This window comes from Salinicola acroporae (assembly GCF_003206615.1).
GTDB lineage: Bacteria > Pseudomonadota > Gammaproteobacteria > Pseudomonadales > Halomonadaceae > Salinicola > Salinicola acroporae.
The window spans coordinates 262,067-277,738 of record NZ_PZJW01000005.1; the positions used below are offsets into that span (position 1 = coordinate 262,067).

A 15,672-nucleotide genomic window follows, 5' to 3' on the forward strand; every position below is an offset into this window, starting at 1 on the left:
AGAGCCACGACTGAAGTATGCTTGGCCCATCGAGACTCTCAGGAACCGCGACTTGTCAGACGACCTTCCCGACATCCTGGCCGGCCCGATACTCCGCCGGGCGGCGCCCCGGCGGCTGGTGCTGTGGCTGGCCGCATCACGCCCGCTCGAGCTTCGGCTGACCCTGCTCTCCGCCGCTGCGTCGTGGACATACCCGCTGGCCTCGGCAACGACCCGGCTCGAAGTGGGCAGCCACGCCCACCTCCATCTGATCGACCTCGAACTGGATTCCGCCCTGCCCCAGGATGTCCGCATTGCCTACGACCTCGCCTACCGAGGCGAGTCCGAATGGCACTCGAGCGGCGACTGGGGGCAGGCGCTGTGCTACGGCAACGAGCCGCTCCCCACGCTGGTACTGCGCTCGCGCCACGACAACCTGCTTCATGGCTCCTGTCGCAAGCCCCACCACGCCAGCGGGGATGGCCTGGCACGCGCCGACCGCTGGCTGGTCGGCTGCCATGACGATGCCGCCGCCAGGCCGGCGGCACTGCTGCTGACTGGTGACCAGATCTACGCCGACGACGTTGCCGGCCCGATGCTGGCCGCCATCCATGCATTGATCGCCCGCCTCGGCCTCTACGACGAATGCCTGGAAGGGACGGATATCGCCAGCGGCAGCGAGCTCTACGCCCGCGACGAGACCTACTATCACCGGGACGAACTGCTGCCGGCGATCCGCTCCACCGAGGCACTGCGCGAGAAGTTCTTCGGTGGCGTGCGCAAGCCGATCTTCACCACCGCCAGCGCCGAGAATCACCTGATCACCTTCGCCGAGGTGATGGCGATGTACCTGCTGGTCTGGTCACCGACGCCATGGCGAGTGATCGAGGTCGAGCCGCCCCCTCTCAGCGCGGAGGAGCAGGACCGCTATCGCCAGGAGCAGCGACATATCGACGTGTTCGTCACCGGACTGCCGGGCGTGGCACGCCTGCTCGCCCACCTGCCCACGCTGATGATCTTCGACGACCACGACGTCACCGACGACTGGAACCTCTCCGCCGCCTGGGAGGCCGCGGTCTACGACCACCCCTTCTCGCGCCGGATCGTGGGCAATGCCCTGATCGCGTACCTGTTCTGCCAGGGCTGGGGCAATGATCCCGATGGGCTGGCCGAGCCGCTGCGCGCCAGCCGCGAATGGCTGGACTCCGCCGCCGGCGATGGAAGCTTCGACTGCCAACGGCACGATCGGCTGGTGACCCGGCTGCTGCGCTTCACCGGCTGGGGCTACACCATCGATTCGACGCCACGCCTGGTGGTCCTGGATACGCGCACCCGGCGCTGGCGAAGCGAACGCCGCCAGCATCACCCGTCGGGACTGATGGACTGGGAGGCGCTGAGCGAGTTCCAGCAGGCGTTGCTCGGGGAACCATCGGTCATCATCGTGTCGCCGGCCCCGATCTTCGGCGTCAAGCTGATCGAGGGCATCCAACGCCTGTTCACCTGGTTCGGCAAGCCGTTGCTGGTCGACGCCGAGAACTGGATGGCACACCCCGGGGCCGCCCGTACCATGCTCAACATCCTGCGCCACAGTCGCACCCCGCAGCGCTACGTGATCCTCTCCGGCGATGTCCACTACTCCTTCGTCTATGCGATCACCATTCGCCAGCGCCGCAACAGTCCACAGATGTGGCAGATCACCAGCAGCGGGCTCAAGAACACCTTTCCCGACACCCTGCTCGACTGGTTCGACCGCCTCAATCGTTGGCTCTATGCGCCCTGGTCGCCGCTCAACTGGCTCACCAAGCGCCGCCGCATGCTGATCGAGCCCTACTGCCCCGAACGTAGTTCGAAAGGCGAACGACTGTGGAATCGTGCCGGCATCGGCCAGGTGAAACTCGACGCCGAGGGCGCGCCGACCGAGGTCATGCAACTGGGCGCCGATGACTGCGACACCCGTTTTGACAAGGCGCGTCGATGAACCCGACCAACGCCATGCTACGTGTGGCCACCACCGAAGACTTGAGCGCGGTGGAAGCGCTGGTTCGCGACGCCTACGGCCACTACAACGCCCGCATCGGCAAGACGCCGGGGCCGATACAGGACATCGACGACAAGCGCTATGCGCACTATATCGATGCCGGTTACGTCAACCTACTGCAGGCAGGCGACGAGGTCGTCGGCTTGCTGGTGCTGATCCCCAAGCCCGACACGCTGCTGCTGGACAACGTGGCGGTCAGCTCGTCCGCTCAGGGCCACGGCTTCGGCCGGACCTTGCTAGCGTTCGCGGAAGCCCACGCTCGCCAGTTGGGCTTTCGCGACATCACGCTCTATACCCAGGAACTGATGCACGAGAATCTGGCGATCTACCGGCGCTACGGCTATGTGGAGACGCATCGCGCCGAAGAGCTCGGGCTGAAGCGCGTCTACCTGCGCAAGTCGCTCTGACCCGCGACGCCGCTCGACACACGGCGCCGTGCGAGCCGCGGTCGTTGACGTGACGCGGCAAGGCCAGCGACACCGGATCGCTGAAACGCAAACCGCCGCGCCCTGAAGAGACGCGGCGGTCACTCGCGGAACGCATCGGCCGTCGATCATACCGCGTGAGCGGCGCCAGAAGGCGATTCGACATGGCCGAAGGTGCCATTGGTGCCTTCCACGTCCCGCAGTTCCACCACGATCCCGCGTGCCGCCGCATTGTCGACGAATCGGTCGATGTCCTCGCGGATATCGGGGTCGATGTAGTTCGCCCCACTGGCATCGATGATCAGTTCGCCGTTGTCCGGCACGGCGTCGAGACACTGGCGCATCTCCTCACGGTTCAGGAACGAGACATCCTGCTGGAACTTCAGCAGCATGTGCTCGCCGCGCCGGGTACAGGCGATCGCCGAGCGGTAGCCGGATTGGAGCAGGAAATAGAGACTGCAAACCAGCCCCACCAGTACGCCCATCAGCAGGTCGGTGGCGAGAATCGTGATCACCGTCACGGTGAAGGGGATGAAGCGACGCATGCCTTCGCGATACTGCTCCATGAACAGCGCCGGCTTGGCCAGCTTGTAGCCGGTGTGCAGCAGGATCGCCGCCAGCGTCGCCAGGGGAATCAACTCGAGCCAGACCGCCAGAAACGCCACGCTCACCAGCAGCAGTCCACCGTGGACTAGGCTGGAGAGCCGGGTGCGACCGCCGGCATTGGCGTTGGCGGAGCTGCGCACGATCACGGCGGTGACCGGCAGCGCCCCGACCAGCCCGCACACCATGTTGCCGAGGCCCTGGGCCTTCAATTCGCGGTGCGGCGGCGATTGCCGCTTGAGCGGATCGAGCTTGTCGATCGCCTCCAGGCTCAACAGCGTCTCGAGGCTAGCGATGATGGCGATGGTGATGGCGACCGTGTAGACCGCCGGATTGGCCAGCGCACCGAGATCGGGACGTGTCATCTGGCCGATCAGTTCCGAGGGGCCGGACAGCCCGCCGAGATCGATGTGGTGCCCCGTGCCCAGCGCCCAGCCGGGCATCACACCACCCACCAGACGATCGATGGCGATACTGCCCAGCACCACCAGCAGTGGCCCGGGAATCAGTGCCAGCGCACGGTTGCGCTTGATTATCGGCTGTTCCCACAACACCAGCAGCGCCAGGCTGAACAGCGCGATCAGCGTGGCCAGCGGTGAGATATCACTGAACAGGGCGACCGGTTCGGTGATCGAGGGCATGTCCTCCAGCGGATGTCCCAGCGCCATCGGGAATTGACCCAGCACCAGGATCAGACCGATGCCGGCCAGCATGCCCTTGATCACCGAGGTCGGCACGAAGGCGCCGATCCGGCCCAGCTTGAAGATCCCCATCAGCAGTTGCAGCGCGCCGGCCAGCACCACCGCGATCAGGAAAGCGGCGAAGCTGCCCAATTGTTCGATCGCATCCAGCACGATGACGGTCAGGCCAGCCGCCGGACCGCTGACGCTGAGCGCCGAACCGCTGAACATCGTCACCACCAGCCCGCCGACCATGCCGGCCACTAGCCCGGCGATGGGCGGAGCCCCCGAGGCCAGCGCGATTCCCAGGCAGAGCGGAATCGCTACCAGAAAGACCACAATGCCTGCGGGTATGTCCCGCGAGAGGTGGCGCAGGGAGAGCGTGGTGGGCCGGTCATGTCGATTCGATGCCGAGTGGGTCGACGGCGCCGATCGTGTCGTTTGTGTCATTGTCGTGTCCTCGAGTCCATGAGTCACAGCGGTAAACGTCGGCTCACCCGGCGGCGGCGCGCTGCCAGGTCGGCTCGGTGGAGGCGCCTTCCGCCCAATCGGGCTCGCGACGATAGACCTCTTCCAGATGGCCACTCGCCAGGTCGTAGACCCAGCCATGCAGGCTCGGTGCCTGGCGCGTCTGCCAGCTGTCGGTGACCAGTGACATGGTCGACAGTCGCTCGATCTGCGCGATGACGTTGAGCTCGACGACATGATCGACCTTCTCGCTCAACTGCGAAAAGCGCTCGAGCTCTTCGCCGCGCTCGGCGACCAGTCGCTTGACCTGGCCCAGATGCTGGTCGACGTACGGGAGGGCCTGCAGGGCGTCGCCACCGCTCACGGCCGCCTGGATACCGCCGCAGCCACGATGGCCACAGACGATGATGTGATCCACCTTCAGCGCGTTGATGGCAAATTCGAGGACACTCGAGACATTGGCATCGTCTTCGTGTACCAGGTTGGCGATATTGCGGTGGATGAACAGCTCACCGGGCTTGGCATTGCAGATTTGTTCCGCCGGCACGCGACTGTCGCAGCAGCCGATCCACAGCGCGGCGGGTGCCTGCCCCTCATGCAGGCGTTCGAAGATACCTGGATCGGCCATTTTCATACCGGCAGCCCAGGCGCGGTTCTCAAGCAGCAGACGATCGAAGAATTGCATGTCCAACACCCCTAGATGACCAATGGCTGGTCGTCGTTCGACGCCATCATGGCTTTTGAGTCGACTGACGCCATTGCGTGACGGATGAACCAAAACTCGTAATTTCCCTGCCTTGCCGGAGACTCGATGACGGCTGAAAGTTGTCATGAGACCAAAGGCGTAGGCTTCGCTTAAAGTCGTAAAGCGGACGAGCAGGCGCGGGCAAGCAAAAAGTGATTTGCCAGCAGCAAATTTTGTAACGCCAAGTGATTGAATGTTGATTCAAGGATGTCGGCCGGAGATCGCCAATGACACGCCGTTACAGGACAAAAAGGAGAGCAGACATATCGCGACTCAGCACATGATCCCGATTCGCGCGGTTTTGGAAGGCAAGGATGAATGGGCGGTGAATGGCAAGTTCATGCTGGATGAAAGGCGCTACCACGGGGGTCGACGCCTATCGGTCATGCGGTCGGACACATCGAATATTTAATAAAAACTAATGTAACAATTTGATCGACAACCTTGCGCGAAAATGAACGTGACTCATCTGGTCGGCAGCTCGGATTATCTGAACGTTACCGGACGACTACGTTCATCTTCAATTCATGACAGGTTCATCATCGGTTCATCTCAGCGGATCGTCTCCAGCACTTCGATGGCGTCATGCAAACGGATCTCTCCCCGGTTCTCCGCCACGAGATTCTGGCCGAAATAGACCTTCCCCTTGTCCCCGCGTCGATAGCTCGCCAGCGTCTTCAGCGGCTCCTTATCACGACGCTTTTCGCCCCGGGCCGGATCGACCGTTACCATGGCGCAGCGGGCGCAGGGCGCATCGACACGAAATGTCACTTCGCCGATGCGAATCCGTTTCCAGCCATCCTCGGCGTAGGGAACAGCGCCTGTGGCGACCAGATTGGGCCGGAACTGCGCCATCACGTGCGTGCCGTCGGTACGGGTATTGAGATCCTCCAGCGAGGCCTCGGAGATCAGCAACAGCGGGTAGCCATCGGCGAAACTGACTCTCACCCCGATCGTGTCTCGATAGCGCGACGATCGCTCCCCCAGCCATAGCAGCCGCGCCGGTTCGCCAGCGACGTCACTGAACCACTCATCGAGCGAGGTGTGAGTGGTCGTCGCAGTGAAGGGATCGGCCCAGACCTGGGTATCGAAGGAGTGGCCCGAAAACTCCTCGCGAGCCACGTCCACCGGGGGCAGGACGTCATGGGTCAAGGTCAGCCGCTCGCCGTCGAACTGTGCCCGGACTCGCTGAAGCCCAGGATGGGTACGGGCGGTGAGAAAGGTGCCGTCAGGCTTGACCACCATGAAGCGGCGATCGCCGACAACGCCCTCCTCCTCGACCCGCGCATGCTGCAGGGACGATCCCGCGGTCGACTTGATCGGGTAGCGATAGATCGCAGAAAGCGTTGGCACGGAGGGGCTCCTGTCAGAAAACGTTCGGGGTGACGCCGCCGATAGACGGCCTGTCACCGACGCCTGTCCGCCTTGCGGCGGCGTTGATATTCACGCTTGGCACGCAGATAGGCATCATCGCTGCGCACCGTGTCGAGCGCCACTTGATAGCGCTCGGCGATACGTGCCTTTTCCGGGTCGGCATTGCCGGGCTGGCGTGGACTGCCGTCGGCGTCTTTCTTGCGCCCGCCAGGGTAGCGCGCATAGCGCCGGGCACGGGTATAGCCCATCTGCAGATATTTCCGGGCCATGTCCATGCCGACGAAATCTTCCTGCTCGCGATAAGCCTTGTATCGGGCGCTCAAGTCTTGGATCGCCTGCTTGGCGTCGGCTTCGTTGCGAATTGCCCACAACGGCAGCAGCTCATCCTTGTAGGGTTGGACGTGAAAGACACCGCGTTCGCCATGGCCGATCCGGTAGCACTCGGGGTGCCGGCGATAATCGATGGATGCATCAGGAAAGCTCACGATCACCTCACTGCCGGTCATGATGCCGTCAGGCATTGACGGCGCGATGATACCTCGTCACGAAAACGGCCGTCTCGTGAGAGACGGCCGTCATGTTGACACGGACTCGCCCCGGCGTCAGGCGGTCGCCAGGCGCTCGGACTTGGGCCTGCGGCGACGCCGCTGGAGCATCACGACCAGCCCGAACAGCAACAGCGCCGGAACCCACATCAGCTCTTTCGGCATCTGCGACGTGGGAATACGCACCGAGACGATCTGCTGATCGAAGTCGAAGCCCAGCTTTTCCGCCTGGCTGCCGAAATCGGTCATGTCTACCAGCACCTTGCCGTCTTCTTGCATCAGATGCAGCCCCAGGCTCTGCAGCCGCTCGGTCCCGGTCTCGCCCTCCGTCGCCGGCACTTGAATCACGAAGCTGGTCGGCGCGCCATAGGCATCGAGCCCCTCGATCCGGGTCATCAGATGGTCGTCAGGGCCGATCTCCCCCAGCGCCTGCTCGAATTGTGCCGGTGGCACCTCTTCGTAAGGCGCATCGACCATATCCATCCAGAAACCGGGGCGGAACAGGGAAAAGGCGACCAGCAGCAGCAGCAGGCTTTCGTACCAGCGGCTCCTGACCAGCATGAACCCCTGCGTCGCCGCCGCGAAGATCAGCATGGCGGCCGTCGCCACGATGAAAATCACGATCCCGTGGAACCAGTCGACATTGATCAGCAGCAGATCGGTGTTGAAGATGAACAGGAAGGGCAGCGCCGCGGTCCGCAAGCTGTAATAGAACGCCTGGAAGCCCGTTCGTATCGGGTCCGCGCCGGAAATTGCCGCCGCCGCGAACGAGGCCAATCCCACCGGCGGCGTGACGTCGGCCATGATGCCGAAGTAGAACACGAACAGGTGGACCGCGATCAGCGGCACGATCAGCCCGTTCTGCTCGCCCAATTGCACGATCACCGGCGCCAGCAGCGCGGAAACCACGATATAGTTGGCAGTGGTCGGCAGGCCCATGCCCAGAATCAGGCTGAGCACCGCGGTGAGCAGCAGCATGAGCAGCAGGTTGCCCATCGACAGCGTTTCGACCAGATCCGCCAGCACCAGGCCGACCCCGGTCTGCGCGACGGCGCCGACGATGATCCCCGCGGTCGCGGTGGCAATGCCGATGCCGATCATGTTGCGGGCGCCATCGATCAGCCCGTCCCACAGATCCATACCACCGCGCTTGATGTCGCTGGCCAGTTCGCTCTTGCCACGGAAGAAAGCGTCGACCGGTCGCTGCGTCAGGATGATGAAGATCATGAAGGCGGTGGCCCAGAACGCCGACAGGCCCGGGGACAGGCGCTCCACCATTAGGCACCACACCAGCACGATCACCGGCAGGATGTAATGAAGCCCCACCATCACGGTGGGTTTGGTGCGCGGCAGTTGGGTGATCTCCTGCGAAGGATCATCCACTTCCAGCTCCGGGTAATGGGAGCCGATCTTCAGCAGTGCGATATAGATGGCGCCGACGCCCAGGGCGATGACCCAGGAAGCCGAATCGCCCAGCGCCGGCTTGAGCCAGCCGATGCCGTAGTAGACGGCGAATGCCAGCGCCATGATGCCGACCAGCCCGGTCAGGAAGCCGAGGATCTTGTTGAGCCAGGGCCGCTGCGGGTTGCCGCTGGGCAGCCCCTGCATGCCCGCCTTGAGCGCCTCGAGATGGACGATGTACAGCAGCGCGATATAGGAGATCACGGCGGGTACGAAGGCGTGCTTGATCACCTCGATATACGGAATCCCGACATATTCGACCATCAGGAACGCGGCAGCGCCCATCACCGGCGGCATGATCTGGCCGTTGACGGACGAGGAGACCTCCACGGCACCCGCCTTGGTGGCACTGAAGCCGACGCGTTTCATCATCGGGATGGTAAAGGTACCGGTGGTCACGGTATTGGCGATGGAGGAACCGGAAATCAGGCCGGTGAGACCGGAGGAGACCACGGCGGCCTTGGCCGGGCCACCGCGGTAGTGTCCCAGCAGCGAGAACGCGACCTTGATGAAGTAGTTGCCGGCACCCGCCTTGTCGAGCAGCGCACCAAACAGCACGAACAGGAACACGAAGCTGGTGGAGACCCCCAGCGCGATGCCGAACACCCCTTGCGTGGTCAGCCACTGGTGGTTGACCAGCCCGGAGAAGCTGACGCCACGATGGGCCAGGATTCCCGGCATGTAGGGGCCTGCCAGCAAATAGACCAGAAAGACCAGCGCGATGATCATCAGCGGCGGACCAAGCGCCCGGCGTGTCGCCTCGAGCAGCAGCACGATACCCACCACACCGACGATCACATCCTGCAGAATCGGCGCGCCGGGGCGCTGCGATAGCTGGGCGTAGAAGAAATAGAGGTAGGACGCGCAGAACGCCCCGACCAAGGCCATCACCCAATCGAGGATCGGCATGCGCTCTCGCGGCGAGCGCTTGAACGCCGGGTAGGCCATGAAGGCCAGGAAAACGGCAAAAGCCAAGTGAATGGAGCGTGCCTCGGTGGCACTGAAGACGCCAAACCCGACGATGAAGGGGAGCGGCGAAGCGATCCAGAGCTGGAACAGCGACCACAGCGCCGCCACTCCGAGCAGGATGCGGTTTGGCGCTCCGGTCAACTTGCGACCACCGGTATCGGTCGCGGCCAGTTCTTCCAGCTTGGCCTGATCGGGGCCGGAAGTCTTGTTATCGGTCATGAGCAGATCCTGACATGAGGAAACACGGAATCGTTGCCTGCGCGAGCGAATCGTTGCGCAACGAAAACCCGGAGCACCAGACCGGCAAGGCTTGTCCGCCGCGTGCTGATATCTCGCCTTCGGTGTTCCGTTCGCTGTTGTGCAAAACAGTGCCCCCAACTCTCTCACTCGAGAAAGGGCCCGGCGCCCTTGGCGGCCGGTGAGTGGACCGACGTCGACACGACATCGGTTCACGCCTGATTCGATGCGACGATCACCGTCGCGGGGATTCGATCCAACGGCGCGGCGGTTGCAGGCAACCGCCGCGCCAGAGTGTCAACGCCTTCTATCGAGAATGACGTCGAGCCATTACAGCCAGCCCTGCTCCTTGTAGTAGCGCTTGGCTCCTTCATGCAGCGGGGCGGAAAGGCCCTGGCTGATCATGTCTTCCGGCGTCAGGTTGGCGAACGCGGGATGCAGGCGCTTGAAGCGATCGAAGTTGTCGAACACGGCCTTGACCGTCTGGTAGACGACCTCGTCGTCGACGTCGGCGGAGGTCACGAAGGTCGCGCGGACGCCGAAGGTCTCGACGTCGTCCGGGTTACCCTCGTACATGCCGCCCGGAATGGTGGACATGCTGTAGTAGGGGAACTCGTCGACCAGCCCTTTGACGGCATCGTCGTTCAACGGGACCAGGTTGGAGGCGACGGTAGTGGTCGCTTCCTGGATGGCGCCATTGGGGTGACCGACCACGTAGGCCATGGCATCGATGTTGTTGTCGGCCAGCGCGGAGGCCATCTCGGCGGCACCGAGCTCGGAAGAGAGCGAGAAGACGCTGGTGTCCCACCCCTCGGCGTCCATCAGCACTTCCATGGTGGCACGCTGACCGGAACCCGGGTTGCCGATGTTGACCCGCTTGCCCTTCAGATCCTGCACCGACTGGATGTTGGCATCCTTGCGCGCCAGGATGGTCAACGGCTCGCCGTGGAGCGAGAAGACCGAGCGCAGGTTCTCCATCGGCTGATCAAACTGCGCCTTGCCGTTGTAGGCGTTGTACTGCACGTCCGACTGCGCCACCCCCATGTTCAGTTCGCCGGACTTGATGCCGTTGATATTGGCAACGGAACCCCCGGTGGACGGCGCGTTACACCGAATGCCGCTCTCCTCGGCGCTGCGATTGACCATCCTGCAGACGGACTGACCGACGACGTAGTAGACCCCGGTTTGACCGCCGGTGCCGATGGTGATGTATTGCTGATCCTGCGCCATGGCTGGCGTGGAGATCGACAGGGCGCCCATCAGGGCGGAGGAGAGAACGGCTGCGGTTAATGCGTGGCGTTTCATGCGCATACCTCGAATTTTTCCCGTTTATTGTGTTGATCGGCGTTCCGATCGCGAAGACAACAGGCCGGCCGGCGTGCGTCGGGGTGTCATTCAGATCGCACCGTGCCCGTGACTTACCCATTGCAACATAACTTATCCCCGACGGCGCGCCATCATATAGCGAGTTTTTGGCCGGCAAAACCGGCGGGGCGCGGGAAGCCCGTCCCATACGGGGCGAACTTGACCTATCGGTCAAGCCATGGACACCGCCACCATGCGCTTTTCCCGTGTCCCCAAGCCGATGGGCCACCTCGTCGTCACCATTATCGGCATGCCTCATGCCGGAAGCGAATGCGTTTCACGGTGACGCAATCCATGGCGCAAGCTCGACACGATCGCCGACCTCGATCCGGCGTTCGGCGAAGTAGCCGGCATTGGTTTCCAACGCAGCGCGAAAGCGCGCCCCCGCCGGGTAGACGGGGCATCGACTCGATGATTCGGCATGGCAGGGAGACATGGTCTTCAGCGAGCGTATTACGCCCCCTTCGTCGATGAAGGCGATATCCAGAGGAATTCGTGTCCGATACATCCAGTAGGCGCTCGTCGCCGGCTGTTCGGTGCCGTAAAGGAACAGCATTCCGGCATCGACAGGAAGCGAGTCGCGCTCCATCAGACCTCTTGAACGCTGCTGCGGGGTCTCGGCGACCTCGACCTGAAGCGTGTGCGTGCGCTCGCCATCGTCGAGGACCAGGGCGTGGCGAGGCGGCGCTCCCGCCCAGGCCGGCATCGTGACCAGCGCCGACGCGAGCCACGCGGCGAGAATCAACGCTCGGGACTGCACGCCCTTCCCTCCCGGATCGCGAGGCCGCCCGTCAAGCCTGCTCCTCCTCGTCGTCCTCGCGCTGACGCTGGCTATTCTGCGCTGTGGTCGCCTGGCGCGTCGCGGATTCACCGCTTCCGTGGCGGTGATCGATATAGGACAGCACGAACAACTGGGCGAAGAGAAAGCAGACGCAGAAGATGATTCCCTTGATCATGGATTGGACTCTCGAGTGCAAAGATCCCCGACGTGGCGGCGAAGTATCGGTCGGCTGTAAGTAGAGTAGCGCATTCCCCGAGTGAAGAAACGCAGATTGCGCCAAAGCCCCGGCAAGACGACACTTCAAAATAATCTTGCTCTCGCGGGAGTCGCTGAGACAATGGGCAGTCCGGCGCCACTTTCGACGACGCCTTCCATTGACGAGTGCTACACGTGCCCCTGAAGGACTTGCTGATCGGCCTGGGTATCATTGCCATCTGGGCTTTCAATATCATCGTGATCAAGCTTGGTATCGAGGAGCTGCCGCCACTACTGGTGACGGTACTCCGCTTCATGCTGGTCGCCGTACTGATCGTGCCGTTCACTCGAATCTCGCGCCAGCAGCTCGGCTGGCTCCTGATGCTGGCCGTCACCTTCGGCGGCCTGCATTTTCCGCTGCTGTTCCTCGGCCTCCAGCACTCGGAGGCGGGGACCGGCGCGCTGCTGGTGCAGATGGGGACGCCCTTCGCCACGCTGCTGGCCGCGATCTTCCTCAAGGAGAAGCTTGGCCCGCGGCGAATCTTCGGCCTGATTCTCGCCTTCGGGGGTGTCGTCGTCCTGGCCGGGGGACCATCACTGCCGCCGCCGGTCTCGACCGCCCTGCTGCTTGCCAGCGCCCTGTTCTGGGCCGTCTCGACCATGATCATCAAGCTTGCCCCGCCGATCGCCCCATTGACCATGACCGGCTGGATCTCGCTGTTCGCGATACCATTGGTCGCTGCAGGCAGTTGGCTATTCGAGGACGATCAGTGGCACGCCTTGCAGAATGCCGGCCTGGCCGGCTGGGGTACGGTCGTGTACACCGCCGTTATGTCATCGATCGCCGCCTACGGACTCTGGTATCGGCTCCTGCAAAAGCATCCCGTCAGCCGCGTCGTGCCGCTGACCCTGCTGATGCCGGTGTTCGCCGTCATCCTCGGCGTATGGCTGCTCGACGACCCGCTGGGTATCAACAAGATGGCCGGCGGCGCCATGGTCGTCGCCGGGCTGGCGGTCATCAATATTCGCTTCAGCCGCCACCGTAGACCGAGGCCCACGCCATGAACTCCAGCCCCATGCCCGACATTCTGCCCATGACCATCGACGACCACCCGGACTTCGCCGCCATGATGTCGCGCACCCCCGGGGTGGTGCTCAGAAGCGCCGATGGCTATGCGGCGACGCAGCGCTATCTTGCGCGCAACCCCGGCCTGAGTTTCGTTGCGCGACCGGCCGTCGGGGACGGCATCGTGGGCTGCGCCATGGCGGGACACGACGGTCGCCGCGGCTACCTGCAGCATGTCATGGTCGACCCGGACTATCGCCACCTGGGACTGGCGCGAGCGATGGTCGACCGCTGTCTGGCGGCACTGCTGGCGGTGGGTATCGAGAAGGTGCATCTCGACACCCTGGCGGACAATCACCAGGCCCACCGCTTCTGGCATCATCTAGGATGGGACGATCGCCGCGACGAGATCGTCAAGTTCTCTCGCGTGCTGGTCGCAGACACCAACGCCTGAGGCAGGGTGGCGAAGGCACGAGAGCAGTCCAGAAAACCGTCGCCACGCCGATAACACAAGAAAAACCGGGAAGACCCCTCATGTTACGACCACTCATCGTCGGCATACTGATCGCGATATCGTCATTGGCGGCGAAAGCGGACGAGCCGCCCTATCCCAGGGATATGCCGCTGCTGACGCTCGTCGATTCCCACGGCGATGTGCTGGCGTCGTTCACGCTGGCGAGCCTGGAGGCGCTGCCCAGCCGCGAAGTCACGGGCTCGATCCCGGACACCAGCGATCCCGAAGCTCGCTGGTCGGGGGTGTCGATGAACGTCCTGCTGGAGAGCCAGTCGATCGCCGCGCCCGACAGGATGCTCGCCGTGGGCCTCGACGACTATAGCGATATCATTCCCCGTTCGGACCTGGAGCACTACGACCCCGTCGTCGCCTACCGCCGCAACGGCCACTATCTCGCCGTCGACCGTTATGGACCGCTGGTTGTCATGTACCCCTATAGCGACTATCCCGAACTCCACGAACGCACCTACTACAGCCGCACCGTATGGCAACTGAGCGAACTGCAGCTCCGGTGACCGGACCAGACGTCACCAGAGCCGGCAGGAGCCGGCGCTGGCCGGTCATGTTGCTGATCGCGCTGGCCGGGGCGATGATCGTCGCCGCGCTGGCGGGACTCAAGCTGATCTCGGAGAAAGGCGATGACTACGCCTCGCCCGGCCTGCACACCGAGGTGTGGCAGAGCTATCAGTTGCGCTCGGAGATCCAGCGCCTGCTCGACACCGCCCATGCCGTCGAGGAGGGCCAGGCAGGTGCCGCCGCATTGATCCTGCGCCTGGGGGTCATGCGCAACACCCTCGACCCTTTTTGTCACACCCGTATCTTCGACTACCTGCCCCAACCCAGGCCCGAAGTACACCGGACGATCACCCATCTCGACTCGCTCAGCGCAGGCTGGATGCAGCGGTTGGACTGGCACGACCAGGCCGTCGCAAGGGGCGTGGCCGCCGAAATGCTGGCCGAGTTGCCGGGGCAATTGCGTCCGGCGCACGACCTGATCGTCGTCTCCAATATCGCGGTCGCGGCGCAACTCGACTGGGAACGCCAATCGCTGCAGCGAACGTTCCACTGGCTCACCGTCACGCTGGTGCTGCTGGCCTGCGGCTGCCTCGTGCTGGCATTGCGCATCCTGAGTTCGCAGCGGCGCTCTCGTCATCTCGCCGGCGAGCTGCAGGCGCTCAACAGTTCGCTGGAGCGGCGCGTCCGGAGCCGCACGCGCCTGCTGCACGAACGCGAGGCGCTACTGCGTACGATTCTTGACTCGACGCCGAGCGACGTCACCCTGATCAGCGCCGACCAGCGCCGGGTATTCTACGTCAGTGAGGACTTGCTGACCCAGACGGATACCCGGCGAGCCGAGGACTTTCATCTCGAGACCCTGTTCGAGAATGGTGATGACTATCGACAACTCATCGCGCGACTGAGCCGCGGGGAGACCTTGCATCAGATGGAGGTGAGGCTCGCTCCTCGCGCGCCTTACTGGGCCCTGCTAAGCGCGAGGCCACTGCACATCCACGCGCAATCCGCGTGGATGATCTGGAGCCTCGACATTACCCGGCGCAAGGCGATGGAGCACAAGTTGCAGCAACTGGCCTCCACCGATGCCCTGACCGGCCTCCACAACCGGCGTGCACTGTGGCGTGCCGCGGTGAAGCAGTTGCGCCGGGACCGGAACGCCCCGCTGAGCGTGCTGCTGATCGACATCGACCACTTCAAGCGGATCAACGACGAATATGGTCATCCGGTGGGAGATCAGGCGCTATGCGCGCTGGCCCGCCAGCTCGACGAGCTGATGCAGGACGATGCCCTGCTCGGGCGCATCGGTGGCGAGGAGTTCGCTGTCGTGCTATCCGGCATGTCCCCCGAAGCCGTCGCGCTGGTGGCCGAACGCTTGCGCGCCGCCGTCGCCGATACCCCGTTGGTGGTGAACGACGCCGTCACGCTGTCGATGACGCTGAGTATCGGCCTGACCCAGCGTCACGAGAGCGATAGCCTCAAGAGCCTGATGATGCGGGCCGACCGTGCGCTCTACCAGGCCAAGGCCGAAGGTCGCAATCGATGTTGCCATCTGCCTGCGGTGGAACTGGCGCCCCCGGCGCTCGACGAGGCTTGAAAGGCCGGCCACGATCGCTTCACCGAGTATCGCTCGACGCCCCGGGCGACCGAACGGTGTCGAACATCGCCGGTTGGTGCTCGGGTCCTCGGTTTCCGGCTAGACTGCTCGGTAGAC

Annotated in this window: 14 protein-coding genes; 6 read left to right on the top strand and 8 right to left on the bottom strand. The window is 63.6% G+C overall.

Annotation, left to right across the window (positions count from 1 at the left end):
• Positions 1–52 precede the first annotated feature (52 nt).
• Positions 53–1,957: a metallophosphoesterase family protein gene (locus DOM54_RS09295; protein WP_240613835.1), complete on the top strand. Its 1,905-nt coding sequence runs from the start codon at positions 53–55 to the stop codon at positions 1,955–1,957.
• Positions 1,954–2,424 carry a GNAT family N-acetyltransferase gene (locus DOM54_RS09300; protein ID WP_206019062.1) on the top strand — a complete coding sequence of 157 codons (471 nt, stop codon included), beginning with the start codon at positions 1,954–1,956 and terminating at the stop codon, positions 2,422–2,424. Before DOM54_RS09295 ends, DOM54_RS09300 begins: the two co-directional genes overlap by 4 nt.
• Positions 2,425–2,570: 146 nt before the next feature.
• Here the strand turns inward: DOM54_RS09300 and DOM54_RS09305 are convergent, their stop codons facing one another.
• The 8 genes from DOM54_RS09305 to DOM54_RS20000 all read right to left on the bottom strand — a co-directional run bounded on the left by DOM54_RS09305 (position 2,571) and on the right by DOM54_RS20000 (position 11,845).
• Positions 2,571–4,175 (bottom strand): SulP family inorganic anion transporter, encoded by a 1,605-nt coding sequence (locus tag DOM54_RS09305; RefSeq protein ID WP_110716057.1) that lies wholly within the window; start codon positions 4,173–4,175, stop codon positions 2,571–2,573.
• Positions 4,176–4,218: 43 nt separating this feature from the next.
• Positions 4,219–4,878 carry a carbonic anhydrase gene (locus tag DOM54_RS09310; protein ID WP_162619811.1) on the bottom strand — a complete coding sequence of 220 codons (660 nt, stop codon included), beginning with the start codon at positions 4,876–4,878 and terminating at the stop codon, positions 4,219–4,221.
• A 612-nt stretch (positions 4,879–5,490) separates the two neighbouring features.
• Positions 5,491–6,291 (bottom strand): MOSC domain-containing protein, encoded by an 801-nt coding sequence (locus DOM54_RS09315; RefSeq protein WP_110716059.1) that lies wholly within the window; start codon positions 6,289–6,291, stop codon positions 5,491–5,493.
• Between the two features lie 53 nt (positions 6,292–6,344).
• Positions 6,345–6,833: a DUF4385 family protein gene (locus DOM54_RS09320; RefSeq protein WP_240613836.1), complete on the bottom strand. Its 489-nt coding sequence runs from the start codon at positions 6,831–6,833 to the stop codon at positions 6,345–6,347.
• Positions 6,834–6,914: 81 nt separating this feature from the next.
• The gene (locus DOM54_RS09325) at positions 6,915–9,506 is read right to left on the bottom strand and encodes a TRAP transporter permease (RefSeq protein ID WP_110716060.1); all 2,592 of its coding nucleotides are present in this window, start codon (positions 9,504–9,506) and stop codon (positions 6,915–6,917) included.
• Positions 9,507–9,854: 348 nt separating this feature from the next.
• The gene (locus DOM54_RS09330; RefSeq protein WP_110709814.1) at positions 9,855–10,829 is read right to left on the bottom strand and encodes a TAXI family TRAP transporter solute-binding subunit; all 975 of its coding nucleotides are present in this window, start codon (positions 10,827–10,829) and stop codon (positions 9,855–9,857) included.
• 337 nt (positions 10,830–11,166) lie between these two features.
• Positions 11,167–11,649 (bottom strand): DUF192 domain-containing protein, encoded by a 483-nt coding sequence (locus DOM54_RS09335; protein WP_240613837.1) that lies wholly within the window; start codon positions 11,647–11,649, stop codon positions 11,167–11,169.
• Between the two features lie 31 nt (positions 11,650–11,680).
• On the bottom strand, positions 11,681–11,845 hold the full coding sequence (locus DOM54_RS20000) for a hypothetical protein (protein ID WP_162619812.1): 165 nt from the start codon (positions 11,843–11,845) through the stop codon (positions 11,681–11,683).
• Positions 11,846–12,060: 215 nt separating this feature from the next.
• Between DOM54_RS20000 and DOM54_RS09340 the strand changes: the two genes are divergently transcribed.
• The 4 genes from DOM54_RS09340 to DOM54_RS09355 all read left to right on the top strand — a co-directional run bounded on the left by DOM54_RS09340 (position 12,061) and on the right by DOM54_RS09355 (position 15,555).
• Positions 12,061–12,930: a DMT family transporter gene (locus tag DOM54_RS09340; RefSeq protein WP_110716061.1), complete on the top strand. Its 870-nt coding sequence runs from the start codon at positions 12,061–12,063 to the stop codon at positions 12,928–12,930.
• Entirely contained in the window at positions 12,927–13,385 is a 459-nt protein-coding gene (locus DOM54_RS09345) for a GNAT family N-acetyltransferase (protein WP_206019063.1), read from the top strand. Before DOM54_RS09340 ends, DOM54_RS09345 begins: the two co-directional genes overlap by 4 nt.
• A gap of 80 nt (positions 13,386–13,465) precedes the next feature.
• Positions 13,466–13,960 (top strand): putative pterin-binding protein, encoded by a 495-nt coding sequence (locus tag DOM54_RS20005; protein ID WP_162619813.1) that lies wholly within the window; start codon positions 13,466–13,468, stop codon positions 13,958–13,960.
• Positions 13,961–14,007: 47 nt separating this feature from the next.
• The gene (locus DOM54_RS09355; protein ID WP_162619814.1) at positions 14,008–15,555 is read left to right on the top strand and encodes a GGDEF domain-containing protein; all 1,548 of its coding nucleotides are present in this window, start codon (positions 14,008–14,010) and stop codon (positions 15,553–15,555) included.
• Positions 15,556–15,672 lie beyond the last annotated feature (117 nt).

Bases quoted from the DNA above. Each gene is read 5' to 3' on its own strand.
- DOM54_RS09310 (WP_162619811.1), bottom strand. From the start codon at position 4,878: ATGCAATTCTTCGATCGTCTGCTGCTTGAGAACCGCGCCTGGGCTGCC.
- DOM54_RS09325 (WP_110716060.1), bottom strand. From the start codon at position 9,506: ATGACCGATAACAAGACTTCCGGCCCCGATCAGGCCAAGCTGGAAGAA.
- DOM54_RS09300 (WP_206019062.1), top strand. From the start codon at position 1,954: ATGAACCCGACCAACGCCATGCTACGTGTGGCCACCACCGAAGACTTG.
- DOM54_RS09355 (WP_162619814.1), top strand. From the start codon at position 14,008: ATGTTGCTGATCGCGCTGGCCGGGGCGATGATCGTCGCCGCGCTGGCG.
- DOM54_RS09330 (WP_110709814.1), bottom strand. From the start codon at position 10,829: ATGAAACGCCACGCATTAACCGCAGCCGTTCTCTCCTCCGCCCTGATG.
- DOM54_RS09345 (WP_206019063.1), top strand. From the start codon at position 12,927: ATGAACTCCAGCCCCATGCCCGACATTCTGCCCATGACCATCGACGAC.
- DOM54_RS09320 (WP_240613836.1), bottom strand. From the start codon at position 6,833: ATGCCTGACGGCATCATGACCGGCAGTGAGGTGATCGTGAGCTTTCCT.
- DOM54_RS20005 (WP_162619813.1), top strand. From the start codon at position 13,466: ATGTTACGACCACTCATCGTCGGCATACTGATCGCGATATCGTCATTG.
- DOM54_RS09305 (WP_110716057.1), bottom strand. From the start codon at position 4,175: ATGACACAAACGACACGATCGGCGCCGTCGACCCACTCGGCATCGAAT.
- DOM54_RS20000 (WP_162619812.1), bottom strand. From the start codon at position 11,845: ATGATCAAGGGAATCATCTTCTGCGTCTGCTTTCTCTTCGCCCAGTTG.